This is a genomic window from Idiomarina sp., from assembly GCF_019431395.1.
Classification (GTDB): Bacteria; Pseudomonadota; Gammaproteobacteria; order Enterobacterales; family Alteromonadaceae; genus Idiomarina.
The window spans coordinates 2433753-2448415 of record NZ_CP080268.1 but is presented as its reverse complement, the minus strand read 5'-3'; the positions used below and the strand labels follow the sequence as shown (position 1 = coordinate 2448415).

Annotated in this window: 12 protein-coding genes and 1 pseudogene; 6 read left to right on the top strand and 7 right to left on the bottom strand. The window is 46.3% G+C overall.

The window, feature by feature from the left end:
• Positions 1 to 70: 70 nt before the first annotated feature.
• The gene (locus KZ771_RS11825; RefSeq protein WP_133539972.1) at positions 71 to 1306 is read left to right on the top strand and encodes a DEAD/DEAH box helicase; all 1236 of its coding nucleotides are present in this window, start codon (positions 71 to 73) and stop codon (positions 1304 to 1306) included.
• 15 nt (positions 1307 to 1321) lie between these two features.
• Here the strand turns inward: KZ771_RS11825 and KZ771_RS11820 are convergent, their stop codons facing one another.
• A complete protein-coding gene (locus tag KZ771_RS11820; RefSeq protein ID WP_290569754.1) occupies positions 1322 to 1936 on the bottom strand; it encodes an SDR family oxidoreductase in 615 nt (204 codons plus the stop codon).
• 163 nt (positions 1937 to 2099) lie between these two features.
• Between KZ771_RS11820 and KZ771_RS11815 the strand changes: the two genes are divergently transcribed.
• Positions 2100 to 2927 (top strand): MipA/OmpV family protein, encoded by an 828-nt coding sequence (locus tag KZ771_RS11815; RefSeq protein ID WP_290653654.1) that lies wholly within the window; start codon positions 2100 to 2102, stop codon positions 2925 to 2927.
• 119 nt (positions 2928 to 3046) lie between these two features.
• On the top strand, positions 3047 to 6253 hold the full coding sequence (locus tag KZ771_RS11810; RefSeq protein WP_290653652.1) for a S41 family peptidase: 3207 nt from the start codon (positions 3047 to 3049) through the stop codon (positions 6251 to 6253).
• An 85-nt stretch (positions 6254 to 6338) separates the two neighbouring features.
• Here KZ771_RS11810 and KZ771_RS11805 read toward each other — a convergent pair whose 3' ends face one another.
• From KZ771_RS11805 to KZ771_RS11790, 4 genes and pseudogenes are all read right to left on the bottom strand, one after another.
• Positions 6339 to 7076 (bottom strand): endonuclease/exonuclease/phosphatase family protein, encoded by a 738-nt coding sequence (locus KZ771_RS11805; protein WP_290653650.1) that lies wholly within the window; start codon positions 7074 to 7076, stop codon positions 6339 to 6341.
• 68 nt (positions 7077 to 7144) lie between these two features.
• Positions 7145 to 8449, bottom strand: a complete 1305-nt coding sequence (locus tag KZ771_RS11800) for a type II toxin-antitoxin system HipA family toxin (protein ID WP_290653648.1) — start codon at positions 8447 to 8449, stop codon at positions 7145 to 7147.
• A gap of 3 nt (positions 8450 to 8452) precedes the next feature.
• Positions 8453 to 8707, bottom strand: a complete 255-nt coding sequence (locus KZ771_RS11795; RefSeq protein ID WP_133539976.1) for a helix-turn-helix domain-containing protein — start codon at positions 8705 to 8707, stop codon at positions 8453 to 8455.
• 820 nt (positions 8708 to 9527) lie between these two features.
• A pseudogene (locus KZ771_RS11790) lies at positions 9528 to 10462 on the bottom strand (IS30 family transposase).
• A gap of 182 nt (positions 10463 to 10644) precedes the next feature.
• Between KZ771_RS11790 and KZ771_RS11785 the strand changes: the two are divergent.
• Positions 10645 to 11109 carry a hypothetical protein gene (locus KZ771_RS11785; protein ID WP_290653645.1) on the top strand — a complete coding sequence of 155 codons (465 nt, stop codon included), beginning with the start codon at positions 10645 to 10647 and terminating at the stop codon, positions 11107 to 11109.
• Between the two features lie 616 nt (positions 11110 to 11725).
• On the opposite strand, the gene KZ771_RS11780 is transcribed toward KZ771_RS11785, so the two are convergent.
• Together KZ771_RS11780 and KZ771_RS11775 are read right to left on the bottom strand one after the other, a co-directional pair.
• On the bottom strand, positions 11726 to 12652 hold the full coding sequence (locus KZ771_RS11780; protein ID WP_290653643.1) for a nucleotidyl transferase AbiEii/AbiGii toxin family protein: 927 nt from the start codon (positions 12650 to 12652) through the stop codon (positions 11726 to 11728).
• A 6-nt stretch (positions 12653 to 12658) separates the two neighbouring features.
• On the bottom strand, positions 12659 to 13432 hold the full coding sequence (locus tag KZ771_RS11775) for a type IV toxin-antitoxin system AbiEi family antitoxin domain-containing protein (RefSeq protein ID WP_290653641.1): 774 nt from the start codon (positions 13430 to 13432) through the stop codon (positions 12659 to 12661).
• A 294-nt stretch (positions 13433 to 13726) separates the two neighbouring features.
• Here KZ771_RS11775 and KZ771_RS11770 point away from each other — a divergent pair, with 294 nt between their 5' ends.
• Complete coding sequence (locus KZ771_RS11770) at positions 13727 to 14209, top strand: hypothetical protein (RefSeq protein ID WP_290653639.1); 483 nt, start codon at positions 13727 to 13729, stop codon at positions 14207 to 14209.
• Between the two features lie 53 nt (positions 14210 to 14262).
• Entirely contained in the window at positions 14263 to 14643 is a 381-nt protein-coding gene (locus KZ771_RS11765) for a hypothetical protein (RefSeq protein ID WP_290653637.1), read from the top strand.
• The last annotated feature ends 20 nt before the right edge of the window (positions 14644 to 14663 follow it).

The following is a 14663-nucleotide window of genomic DNA, read 5'->3' as shown; positions in this document are numbered from 1 at the left end:
TGTCAATGCGTTAACTGCCGCGGTGATGTAGAATGGCGTCAATTATCACTATTAAGTTGCACATTTATACATGACTTTTTCTGATCTCGGACTGTGTCCGGAAATCCTTTCTGCCCTGACTCGTCAGGGCTATACCAAGCCCACTCCGATTCAAGCGCAAGCAATTCCTCCTGTACTTAACGGCAATGACGTTATGGCTGCGGCTCAAACCGGTACCGGGAAAACCGCAGGATTTACCCTGCCGATTTTACAGATGTTGAAAGATGGTGAGCGCGCTAAGTCGAATACAGCACGGGTTCTTATCTTGACCCCGACGCGTGAACTTGCAGCCCAGGTGGGTGAAAGTGTCGCCACCTACGGCGCAGGCTTACCACTAAACTATGCAGTGGTCTTCGGTGGCGTTAAAATTAACCCACAAATGATGAAGCTGCGTAAAGGCGTCGACATTCTTGTCGCCACACCCGGACGACTGCTCGATCTGTACCAACAAAACGCCGTTCGCTTCCCTAAACTCGACGTATTAGTGCTGGACGAAGCCGACCGTATGCTGGACATGGGCTTTATTCATGACATCAAGAAGATCATCAAGTTATTACCGGCAAAACGCCAGACACTGATGTTTTCGGCAACGTTTTCTGATGAAATCCGTACACTGGCCAAAAGTTTAGTCAACAGCCCGGTAGAAGTGTCTGTGGCGCCACCTAATTCTACCGCAGAGCGCATCGAACAAACCTTGTATGCAGCGCAAAAGAGCGAAAAGCCTCGCATGCTGATGCAAATTCTACGCAACCTTAACTTACCTCAAGTACTGGTGTTTTCGCGCACTAAGCACGGCGCAAACCGACTGGTTAAACAGCTCGATGCGGGTGGTTTCTCGGCTGCAGCTATTCACGGCAACAAAAGCCAAGGCGCGCGCACAAAGGCCTTGGGCGACTTTAAAGCCGGTAAGGTACAAGTACTGGTCGCCACCGATATTGCCGCGCGTGGACTCGACATCGAAAAGCTGCCCTATGTGATAAATTATGATCTGCCACAGGTGGCTGAAGACTACGTTCATCGCATCGGCCGCACCGGTCGTGCTGGTCAGGTGGGCCATGCTATTTCATTGGTAATGGATGAAGAATTTAAAACCCTGAAGGCGATTGAAAAGTTGATTGGCCAACCGATAAAACGCGATCAACTGGAAGGCTTCGCTGACGTTGAACTGAACGGCAAAACGCCACCACCGAAGAAAACTCAACGACCACCGCGCAAGCCAAAGCCGGGCGGTGCTCGTGGTCGCAAAAATAATCGGAAAAGCGGTTAATACACGACTGTGACTTTAGTCAGCCGACATCACGTCAAAGGCTTTGCCAACCATGTCATTGTTCTTCAGGCAGCCCAATAACACATGAGCGACATCTTCTCGCGGTATCGAACCCGCGGGCAGATGTTCACCAATGTCGACTCGACCAGTCCCTTTTTCATCAGTCAGGGCCCCAGGCCGAACCACGGTCCACGACAAATCGCTGCGCATCAATTCCCGGTCGGCGTAATGCTTAGCAGCATAATAGGGCTTAAGCTCGTCTGCCCAGTTCTCCCGGTTGTTCGCCTGCCAGGCGCTGACCATGATAAAGCGCTTTATACCAGACTCTTGTGCGGCTTCCATTGTCTTTATGGCGCCATCCAGATCCACCAGCAAGGTTTTGTCATCACCACTCGAACCACCTGATCCGGCGGCAAAGACAATAGCATCGACACCGGTTAACCGACTTTTCAAATCCACCACCGGGCCCTCAAGATCCAGTAACCGCGCCTCAACACCCTGCCGTTGCCATTGCTCCAATTGCTCTTGCTTTCTAACCAGCGCTAATGCTTCATGTTCATTTTCTTGCTGAAGTAATCCAACCAACCGTTGACCAATTTTTCCATTTGCACCGACTACAGCGACTCGCATAGCGACTATCACCTTTAGTTTTTGAATGTGTATTGGGTATTACCGAAAAAACATATCAATAAGATCAAAGTCACCGGCCAATGAACCAATTACAGAGGCTTTACGTTTTAGCTCTTTACTACTAAAAATTTAATCAGCAACACTATTACTGCGTGGTTTTAAAATGAAAAAGATGACTGGTTTTGCCGCCCTGTTGTGCCTCAATAGCTTTATCGTCCAACCGGCTTTTGCACAAGCTGAAGAAACGGCGATGGTGCCGCTGCCCTCGCAAGACGACTTCTCTAAAGGTGAGGATGGCTGGAGCTTCGGCCTGGGATTAACGGTGGAATATGAAACCGCCTACGAAGGTTCGGACGAATTTGAGTTTGAGCCTCAGCCAGCGGGTGCTGTGCAATGGCGCAGCGGTGACAACATTTTCTACTTTGCGGGAGAAGCACTCGGCTGGCGAGGTTTGCGCGCCGAGCACTGGCTTTTAGAGGCGGCCATTGGCTTTGATGAGGGCCGTGAAGAGAATGATTCCGAGGACGGCTATTTGGACGGACTTGGTGACCAGGAGGAAGGCGCTGAACTGGTACTGCAAGCGCGTCGTGCGCTCGATGCCGACTGGCGCTACTGGTTGGTGAGCCGTGTGGTAGCCAGTGACGAGGGAAATCTTGCCCTGTTTGGTATCGGCCGTCGTTTTGGCGACCAAGTTGACGGTACGGGTTCAGAAGTTAATTTAGTAGCGACGTTCCACGACAGTGAGTATGCGACCAAGGGATTTGGCATAGACGCGGGCCAGGCTGCTGCGTCCGGTTTGCCACAGACATCAATGAGTGGCGGATTGCGCTCGATAGGCGTTGATTTTAATTACCGCCAATACATCAATGAGAATTGGCAGCTCTACGGTGAGGCTTTGTTTGAATATTACAGTAGTGATGTTCGGGATAGTCCGATTGCTCGTAGCAACTACGAAGCAGAGGTCGGTATAGGTTTCATTTACATCTTCTAGTCGCGCAAAATGCGCGGCCTACCGAGTAAGACGTGCAACCCCTCGCACTTCGCGGAATGATAGTGAGATGTATCATTCCGCGATAATGAATAAATCTAACTAAAATAGGCAACAAAACTATGAAACGACTGCTTACAAGCTTGCTTGTATCTGCGGCGCTGGGGGCGTCCGCGTCTGATGGTAGCTCAGAACGACCTTTGATTATGCAACCCGAAATTAGTCCTGATGGGACGCGAATCGCCTTCAGTTACCAGGGCGATATTTGGACAATGTCGACATCGGGCACCAATCCAAACCGTTTAACCATCCACGAAGGCTATGAAAGCTCACCGAAATGGTCAAAAGACGGCAGTTCCATAGCATTCAGTAGTGACCGCTTTGGTAATGATGACGTGTTTATCATGCCAAGCGAGGGCGGCCGTCCCGATCGCTTAACCTATCACAGTGCCCCCGATCGTGTTTTAGGGTTTAGCAACGATAACCAAGTACTCTTTAATACTCGCCGTTTATACGCTGAAGTTGAACGCGAGTGGGAAGTCTATGGTGTAGCTCCGACAGATGACGCTACCGAATCGCGGTATATGGACGCTCTGGGCTTTGATGCAGTGGTTTCTCCGGACGGCACAAAGATTGCTTTTGTACGCAGTACCGCCAGAGTATCACGTGAGGATTACCGTGGCCCTGCCAATCGCAATATCTGGATTTATGACACCGAAACCAGTGAATACGAACAGCTAACCGACTTTGATGGCAATGACTTTATGCCTAAATGGTCGAGCAATAACGAGTTGTACTTTATTTCTGCTCGCGCCGGTAAATACAACGTGTTCAAGCAGAAGCTAGGTTCGAGGCGTGCAACACAAGTCACCGATGAAAGCGAGTTTGGTGTAGAGCACTTTAGTATTGATAAACAAGCAAACCATCTTGTTTATCAGGCAGCTGATAAAGTTAAACTTGTCGCTGATGGTAAGAGCTCATCGCTCGACCTGTCAATTCCTACGGACTTTCGTTTTGACCCCGTCACCAAAAAATCAACCACGGACTCACTGGATGAATACAGTGTATCCCCTGACGGTAAATTAATTTCTTATGTCGTGCGTGGCGATTTGTTTGTAAAACGCAACGATAAAGAAGATAAACGGTCAGTCAGACTAACAACAGGTGCCGCACGAGACAGAGATGTTACCTGGCTTGACGACAACACCTTGTTGTTTGTGTCCGACCGCGATAGACAAAACGATATATTTGCGCTGACATCGGCTGACTCTGAAGAGCCAAACTTGTTTAAATCGCTGAAGCATTCAGTAACACCTGTCACACGCACCGATGCGCAAGAACGCCAGCCTCTGGTCTCTCCGGATGGCAAAAAAGTGGCCTATCGTGAAGGGCGCGGTAAATTGATTGTCGCTGACATTACTGCAGACAAGTCATTAACCAATAGAGTTACCTTGTTAGACGGCTGGGCAACACCCAGCGGCGTAAGTTGGTCACCAGACAGTAACTGGTTAGCTTACGCTAAATCGGATCTTTCGTTTAACAGCGAAGTCTTTATTCATGCTGCCGATAGCTCACAAGAGCCTGTTAATGTCAGTATGCATCCGAAAGGCGATTACAGCCCAGTTTGGTCGCCCGATGGCAGCAAACTAGGCTTTACGTCCATGCGTAATAACGGTGATTACGACATTTGGTTTGCCTGGTTAACAAAAAGCGATTGGCAACGCTCAAAAGAAGAGTGGAAGCGCGATGAGTTTGTAGACGAAACGGCTGATGCCAAAAAAGACGAAGACGACTCGGAAGTTGATGAAAAAGCAGTCGAGCCGATGCAAATTGATTTAGATCGCATCTATGAACGACTGGTTCAGGTCACGCGTTTTGCCGGTAATGAATCGGGCTTAGCGTTCGACAAAGAAGGCGAGCACGTTTATTACACCATTGGTGGTGCTGGGCGTCAGAACTTTAAAATGGACCAGGATCTGTTCAAGATTAAGTGGAACGGTGAGGACAAAAAGCAGGTCATTGAGGGTAACAAAAGCCCACGTAGCTTATCGTTGAGTAACGACGGCAAGCACTTGTTTGCGTTAACCGGTAAAGGCCAGTTAGTCAAAGTGGACACCAAAAAAGATGAGCCTGAAACCTTATCGACCGTGTCTCAACAGAACATCGAGCATATGGCCGAGCGTGCACAGATCTTTGATGAAGCCTGGCAAGCACTTAATGCCGGTTTTTACGATCCTGAATTCCATGACAATGACTGGCAGGAGCTAAAAGAAAAGTACCGTCCATTAGCATTAAAAGCGTCAACCAAAGAAGATTTTCAGTATATCTTCAACTTGATGCTGGGTCAGGTTAACGCCAGCCATATGGGTTTATACCATGGCGAAAACCAAAAACAGACCCAAAAAACCCAAACCGGCTTAGTGGGTGTTGAGGTTATACCAACCGATGCAGGCTTAGAGATAACTTCTGTTCTTAACAAAAGCCCTGCAGCACGCGATGACAGCCGCTTGCAAGTCGGTGATGTCATTACTCAAGTCAATCAACAATCGGTCAAAGACGCCAACTTCTATGAGTTGCTGAATGGCTACGCAAACCAACGGGTGTTGCTCAACATCAAACGCGCCAATGAGGACACCGAAGTCGTGTTGTGGCCAACCACCAGCTTGAGCGATGAGAAGTACGACAACTGGGTCGAGACGCGCCGTGCAATGACCGAAGAGTACTCCGACGGACGCTTAGGTTACTTGCATATTCGCGGTATGAACTGGACCAGCTTTGAGCGTTTTGAGCGCGAATTGATGGCTGCCGGTTACGGCAAAGACGGTATCGTCATTGACGTGCGTTATAACGGCGGCGGCTGGACAACCGACTACCTGATGGCCGTATTAAACGTTGAGCAACACGCTTATACGATCCCTCGTGGTGCCACAGACGACCTGGACAAAGACCAGAAGAAATTCAGAGACAAATACCCCTACTCTGAGCGCTTACCATTGGCGGCGTGGACCAAGCCATCTATTGCCATGAGTAACGAAAACAGCTATTCAAATGCTGAGATTTTCTCTCATGCCTATAAAGCCTTAGGCATCGGCAAATTGGTTGGTCGCCCCACCTTTGGTGCGGTAATCAGTACCGGCGCTGAACGTCTTGTTGATGGGTCTATTATCAGGATGCCATTTAGAGGCTGGTGGGTTAAGGAATCCGACGCCAATATGGACTTTACCCCGGCACAGCCCGATATCGAGGTATTCAACCCGCCGGCTTATAAAGCCAAAAACGTGGATCCGCAGTTAAAACGTGCGGTTGATGAGTTATTGAAAACTCTGTAGAGCGTTTTATTGAGAGGTAAAGAGGGAAAGTGAGCTCTGTCGCAGGGGCTCACTTTTTTTGTGGTAAAACGTTAGTTCTGAGTCGCTATAGTCTGAATCGTGCATAAAGCGGGTTGTGATCGGACACGTTACTGGTATCAATAGCTAGTGTCTCTTGCAGTGTGAGATCCCGGTAAAAGATGAAATCAAGAGGATGCTGTCGGTAAGTCTTAACATGATGTGGGTCGACCATAATTGCTTGCCGAAGACCCACACTTCGACAGAACTGCAACAAGCTTAGCCGGCGCTGGCGACTCCACACGTTAAAATCACCCGCCACAATAAGCGGTCCTTTATGTTCTAGTATTTCTTCTTTGATGAGCTCTATTTCTTGAGAAAATTGGCGCGCACGAACAAAGTTAATCGCGTGAACATTGACGACCAGCAGTGAGCCGCCCTCTGCCAACGAGTGATGAGAGAGCATGTAACTTTTATGAGTTGCGAACATGCCTTCGCGCTTGCTGCTCAGCCGAGCCTGAGCTTCTTTAAACGCATAACCGCTTGCCGTGAGAACACCATAGACAGAGCGCCGGGTTTGCATATTCGGCGCCACCGCATAAGACCAGTTCGGCAGCAGCCAATTATTTTTTGCACTCAGCTTCACCTCCTGGAGCAACAAAAACAAACTCGGATAATCTGTTAAAACGTCTGCTAAGGTACGCTGAAACGCCGGCTTTTCAGTCAGTTTTTGCGTATTCCAGCACAGCACGCCAAACTCTTCCCCATGATGAATAGGGTGTTTGTGAATAAACTGCTGAGGAAATAAAACTTTGGGTTTAAGCACACGCCCGCCTCGTTAATAACCAACCTTTAGTACGTTATCTTGGCATCGATGGTTTTATCGAGTGTTCTCTAAAGTCTTTGGCTGTACCTGCGCATACCATTGAAAATTGACTCGGCAATAAAACTGGGAAACCACCCAGGCAAGTCGCGAGTAACTTGCACTATGACACTCTCGGTACGTGCAGCCATATCATCTAATATCTCATTCATGGCGTCTTGGCTGAAGCCAACCTCTTTAGCGGTTGCCAGGAAGTGCTCTCGACGGATCATTCGACATTCATACTTTCTTCCGTGACTGCCCTTAAGCGACATGGCAAGCTTCAGATCTTTTTCGTGCAAACCCTTTTTATTAATAGCTGGAAACGCCGACAAGATATCGTAGAGTGGCGTTAATCGATATTGGTTTTCACGCTCTATAAAAACCGAAAAGTTTTTGGCATGGCCGTCTGTCGCACCTAACAGCCAAAATAAGACTTGGGCTCGCATGAAGGTATAACGATCCTCAATGGGTGTAATCGACCCTAGCAGCTCCTTCATAATGTGCGAAATGGCCGGACCACCATCGGTTTCATATTTTCTTGCCGGTGATGTACCAGTCACCTGGCAAAAATCCTCTTGCGGAAGACGTATTATCCATGCCCCGTCTGCGCTTTGCTTACGGTCAAAACGCTCTACGGCAAGCGCTTTCATACCATCAGGCGTAATGATTTCGCAATTTGCGGCTTTAAACCCATACGCTTTTGCAATTTGCAGACATAAGTATTCGTTCTCAACGCTATGTCTCATGTCAATAACTCGGTCATGAGACTGTATCTCACCGATGGGTAGCTTGATTATGTGAGTCGTTGGTGTCGCGTTGCGCGGCAAGCACCACTGGTCGTTATGAAATAATAAAGCGGTTTTCTCCTGGGCCCCTGCAAGAGAAATACGAAAATCAGCCTCATCTCTTAACATACCCAGCGGGGTTTTAGATTGATACCCCTTCAAGATTTTCGCTAGCTGCTTTTCAGGTAGAGGGCTCAGGTCAATGCGCTTCACATTGGGTGGCTGTGTCTTATGAGGTAAGAGCTGTATAGCGCCAACACAGTCCCGCCCGATTTGCGTTAAAATATCAAATGGCTCAGTAGAGTCAGCCTGAAAACGTGCAACGATTCGCTCGCGAATTTCCCGGGAGTCGGGAAGTAAGTTGTCAAAATAATTATAGACTTCCGGCCCCGCATAGGCCTTGCTCCGAAGCGGCAGTGACAGCGATATACTGCGTCGCCCCGGCGACGCCAGCCAGCTATCATCATAACTAAATGTATTTACCCCACTGCGGCTACGGCTGTACTCCCCCACTTTTAAACCGTTCATGTAAACACCAAGCTTATCCATTGTTTACCACTCTTCAGTCCATTCTGATGAATCGCCCTGGCTTCCGGCGTCTCGCGTATTTATATCTATTTTTAAATTAAGCGCGGCCAGAATCTTAAAGAAGGTCTCTAGTTTGCAGGATTGGGGTTTATTTTCGAAATCCGACACTGTGGCAACACGAATGCCCACAAGCTTTGCAATATCAGACTGAGTGAGGCCGCTTTTACTGCGGTAGTCCTTGATAAACGCACTAAGCTGCTCAGGTCTTGTGATATTCATGATATTTACCCGTATAGTCGCCGTTCAGATTAGACTCTAAGTATACGGTAAAGCGTAATACTAGCAAGTATACTCTATACCGTATATTAAATATAAATACGCTACAGAGTAAAACAGTAGTTTGTGCTAAGTCCTGACTCCTCCCGACAACCATTTTTAATGATCTCTGAAGCGCAGAAGTTAAATTGACCATAAATAGTTGGCCAGGTTTTATTAACCACTACAGTTGTTGTCTTATTGCTCTTGGCGTCAGTACTCGCGGGGGGTGTTTATATTTACCAGATGGGTGCATACCTTATGAAGGAAGGGTTGTCTGCCTACGCAGATGCGCATTTTTTTTGCGCGCTGTTGGGTTGGTGCCAATCATGGCTTTATTCATAGGTTGGCATCGCCGGTGGCTGTCCAAAGAAAAACGAAGTAAAACGAGACGTGGGTTTGTCTATTTTCTGCTCTTATTACTGTTTGGTGTCGTGACGCTGATGTTTCACCCGGAGATTGTCGTGAGCTTCCTTCTGGCGTATGCAGCAGCCTGGTTGCTCATTAAGTTGGGAGTCATCTGTTGGGGGTAAGCTTAAAAATTGAAATAACACAACGCTCTCGTGTATGTAGTGACAGACTAAACCCGAACGCTCTTTTAAGTGGTAGTATTACCCTTAACGAAGAAGTGTTCAATGGCAAGAAGACAACGTCGATCATTTACTCCTGAGTTCAGGTATGAGGCCGCTAATTTCGTGGCTGAGCTGTAGTGGTCAAGAAAACTGGCTACCGGTTTATAGCGCATCCAATATTTTGCTCTTCCTGATTCGGACTAAAACTATTATTACGCCAATGCGGCCGGAATTGGCTGAATAAACCCCAGAGTTTTCCTGGGCCGTAAATTCAGGCGTTGCTGATATTTAGCCATCAGCTCGTTTGTTACAGTGCGCAAATCAGTACCTTTTGGCACATATTGACGCAATAACCCGTTCGCATTTTCGTTCGCGCCGCGCTGATACGAAGCATACGGATCAGCAAAATAAACGTCTGTATCTAATTCTTCTGCAATTCGCTCATGGTCTGCGAATTCTAAACCGTTGTCGGCCGTGATGCTGTGAACCAACGCCTTAAAAGGCTGCAGCATTTCAATAGTCGCATCGGCAACGGCATCAGCATGTTTGCTTGTGACTTTTTTCACAAGATAAAAACGGCTTTTACGCTCTAGTAGAGTGACGATAGCCCCGGTTCCGCGCTTGCCGATAACGGTGTCGATTTCCCAGTCGCCGTAGCGTTCCCGGTCATCAATAATTGCAGGCCGAACGTGTATCGAGCGACGGCCTAATATGCGACCACGTTGCTTATGCAATCGTTTTTTATAGCGTCTTAACCGATGGCGTAGGTGAGTAAATAAACTACCACCGTCATAAAAATCAGCCAGTACAAAATTGTAAATCCACTCGTGACTGACTGGATAACCTATCCGCGTACAGATAGCTGATATCTGCTCGGGACTCCAGTCCATCTTGAGCATAAGCTCTACAGCGTTGCGAGTATTCTCGCAAACCCTTTTGGGCTTTGGCTTGGAGCGCCGTTTTAACATGCGCTCTTGAGCTTTTTGAGGGTCATAAGACCCACACAAATTGTTGTTACGTCGCACTCTCGATGGACGGTCGAGGGCGCAATGTTCAGCTTTCTTGCAATCTCTCGTTGTGAAAATTCTTCTGAGAGCAACGCAGAAATCTGGTATCGTTGTCCCTCGATCAGCTGCCGATAACTCATGTTGGAACTCACTTTTTTTGGTCGAAAAGTAAGACTACCACATGTTGGTAGCTGACCTCCCTTCGACCTATCCCATTACATGAGTGTTGCGGTTATTATCTGAATTCAGGATGATTTTCTTTGTAAAGTCCGAGTAGTGCGTATGCAAAGGTGCCGTTTAGCACGATAATTTTAGGTTAGAAGTGGTAGAAAATTTGAATCAGGTTTCATGGATAAAGAAGTGGTATAACCCTCAAACTGTTGTGCTAGTTATGGTGTCATTAATTAGTTTAATTGCATACCTAACACTAGAGACAACGACTAAAGACTTGCTATTTAAGTCTTTATTCTTGATAGCTTTTGGTCCAATTGCTATCGCCTTAGCTGTTGGTATTATTTTTTCTACGAGAACTTATCCATCACGGATAACTTTCGATTTTGAAAAAGAACGTATTTTTCTTGGTGGGGCCTTGACTATTAATTTTGATGAGCTGGAGATAGGGCTAGTGCACTCAAAGTTTGGTTTTATAGGGATGGAACTAGTCTTGGTTAGCGGTCAGGAATATATTTATCGAAATTTTTTCACGTGTAATATCGATGAAACTGAGTTTGCGTCATTGCTCAAAAATATTCCTTCGATAAAATATATTTATGAAAATAAAATTTAAAGGTGAGAAAGCTTCCGGGCATAAGTGGAAGAAGCCATTATTGAGCTTAACAATTTGAGATCTGTCTTTGTCCTGGTCGCTGTCTTAGTCCCAGGACAGGACGCCAAGCTCTTATAAGGACTTAAATCAAATCTAGGACAAAATTTGCGTGTGTGGGACTAACTGTGGGACTTTTTGATAAATCTGGAGTGAGTCAGTGGAAACTAACGCTGTAGGCCTTTAAATGTGGCGCACCCTATAACCTTTGCCTCCGGAGTATACCCCAACGAAAAGTGGTTAAGTGGTACCATACCTACGAAAGTGGTTTTATCAGGTGTGGCGAGGCTTACAGACGATTTTTGATGAGGCCATTTAGCCAGGTATTTCAACTAGTGAGGCCAACAAGCTGCAAAACATGACACATCGAACTATGCCAAAAAGGACACTTAGCCAGAAATGCATCGGATTTAAGGCCAACGAAAGTTTTCGGAGGTAACTCCGAACAAATAGCACATGAAAAAGAATATAAAAACTGCGCCAAATTTGAAATAAAACTGAGTGAATGTGCTACCTTAAGCCCATAGGGCTTAAGGCAAGGGATACGGGGTAAAGTGGTTTGGGAAGAACGCAATGCGCGTTATGAACTGAGAGCTACCTTAAGTTTGTTATAAGCTATCCGATGCCTTTCCTCACTCATTTTTTCAAGGTTACTCAGTTTCCAACGAACAGCAGGCAACTGCTCAATATTCGCAATTCCGAGTAATGACCAATCCGGTTTGCGTGACTTAAACGTCAAAAGAAACGACCTTTCCTCGTCAGTAAATGTCGCATGCATACGTTTTACAATTTCCTCACGCGCAGCCATAAGCTCCACCAGCGGGACATCAATGTCCGCCATCGACTTAAATTCCCCCTCATAAAGGGCAGCAATATCTTTGAAATTGGGTCGTAATAATTCCGAAATAGGACGCGGGTGGCTGATCATATAAACAATTAACGCTTTACGAATATCATCAGTGAGGCCTTCATTATCCAAGAGTAGTTTGACGTCAAATAAGTCCCTAGGATGTTGCCGATCGAGAGCAGCGCAAATTTTACCAGCATAGAGGTCGGCAAAACTGACTACTGAAATTTCTGCGAATCCGAATTCATTTTCAACCGCTTCAGTAACACTTAAAGCGTTTGATTCGTAGACCGTTCCTCGAAGAACAGGTGACAGCTCTATCTTTATCTGAACCTTTCTACCACCAACATCACGCTCCACCAATAAACGGAGCGCGTCCTTTTTAACTTCAAATGAGCGTATGACAGTCACATCTTGCAGCGCTGCGGTAAGGCTCTTTGCTATTTGCTCCAGGTGACTTGTGATCATTTGAAGTGCCTCACCCCGATCCATCATAGGTAAAAAGACGAGGTCAATATCAACCGACAGCCTTGGAAAATCTCTGACAAATAGGTTAATCGCTGTACCGCCTTTGAGCGCAAAACAGTGATGAGCCGCAACAAATGGTAGCACCTGCATAAGCAGCTGAACCTGGCGATAATAAACGCTATTTCTATCCATGATAATTTACATCTCCTTGGGAACCGTAATTTGCCATTTGTTTTCCAGGCGACCATTTACCGCTACGACTCTCTTACCTGCTCCTAAGTCGTAATCCTCTGACTTCAAGTATTTAAACCAAGGCTGTTGATTACGCTCCGCTAACCAAAAAAATAACCGTTTCACTTTTACATTAAGACAGCCTTTTAACAGCGTATCCAACTTACGAGGTGACAAGTTATGTAACCCCTGAAGAAGCACGTCAGCATGCTCGAAACTGACGTGCTTAGGCACCTCGTTGAGTACTTCCAGATAGGCTTTTTCAACGCACGAATACGTTATTTCCGGAAGACCTTTTGACCATTCATAAGGACGTAGAACGCGCTGGTCGTGCATGAGTGACTCAGGCCACAATCGCTTCGTTCCATGCCATTCGAAAGTAGCTTTCACACCAATTTTATCAACCCATCCAGGAAGCTTCTCAGGGCAATATAGACCAATCGTGCGTTTTCCACTTTGATTTACGTAATGGCTTACACCATTTAACTCTAGAGCGGTCAGCCCCCCCACATTGACTGCGAACGTCGCCATTCGCTGCAGTGAAGCGACCACGCCCTGCCAAGTCGGACGGGCTTCATCTCGGTAATAAACACCGGGAACGGCTACGACTAAGGCCCCTCTTCGAACGGAATTGTCGATGTAATGCAAACTTAACCCCTGCTCTTGTAGCCAGCGTTTCGTTGCGACCATACCAAGCGGAAGTTTTTGCTTTAGCGTTTTGCCTGCTTCGTGATTTAGCATGTGATGCTCTTTTGGGTTTGCAATGTCATCTATCTACGTTGATTATTGACGTGGATTTAATATTAGTCAAACTGACTTGGTTTGATAATAAAACTAAACACGCCGATAAACAACGTATATTTGTTACTTATCAAACCATTTAAGCTCAATAACATCGTGCAGCCACCATAAATAGTAATCATGTAGCTGTATGATTTTTGTGCTTGTTGAGATCAATTAACTCTTGTATCGTCCTAAATAGAAACGAATCCAAAATGGATGTGCATCAATCCGCTACCAACGTCAAGGAGAGTTATGTTGGAGATCTATGAGAGAGTAATTGTCGCTAACGACCAGTCATGTACTTCTGGTAACGCTAAAACGGCTGTCGTACATGCCTGCAAAAGTCCATGCCATCAGGGAGAGATTGGTTACCGCGGCAACCTACCAAATACCCATCCTAATTACTTGGTACTCGAAAAAGAGAACGACTTATTTCTCAATATAATCGATCCTCCGGTACCGCTGTTCAAGCCGGCTCTCTTTATCACGTTTTTGGATTTTGCTAAAAATCATTGGGAGCAAGGGCAAACCATACTCATACATTGTAATCAGGGCGAATCAAGAGCACCTTCACTCGCAATGCTCTTCTTAGCGAAGAGCATTGGCTCCATTCCCGACACTTCTTATGAGGCAGCAAGAGCAGCATTTGAAAAGCTATATCCGCGATATAATCCGGGGCAAGGCATTCAAACTTACTTCTCAAAACATTGGCTGCTCTTGGGAACTGATTTTTAGCAGGGTATTAAGAAATCGGCTTAGATACCTGCTTTATATAAGGAAGCAAAACAGTGTCATTAATTGATAGCTACAGAAATACCCTTCAACGAAAACGAGAGGAAGTAGCCAAGTTAACTGCCAGCAAGGCCAAAATACATAAAAAATATGCTGAATACTCAGTTAAAGCACAAAAAGCTTCCGAGGCAGCTAACAAATCCAAATCATCCTCTACGATAAAAACTAAATTAAGAGAGGCTGAGCGTTTCAGCAAAAACGCCAGCAAGGAAGCAGAGAATTTGGCAAAAATTGAAGCGAAAATCTCTAGTAAGCAGAAAGAAGTAGACAGAGCCCTTCGTCAAGTTAATGACTTAGAAGAAAAGCAAAGCAAAAAACAAAGTAAAGAGCAGGAAAAAAGGTTTGAGCAAGTAAAAAGAACCTTATCGAGACTGTAAAAAATTTTGTGTAAATGGCT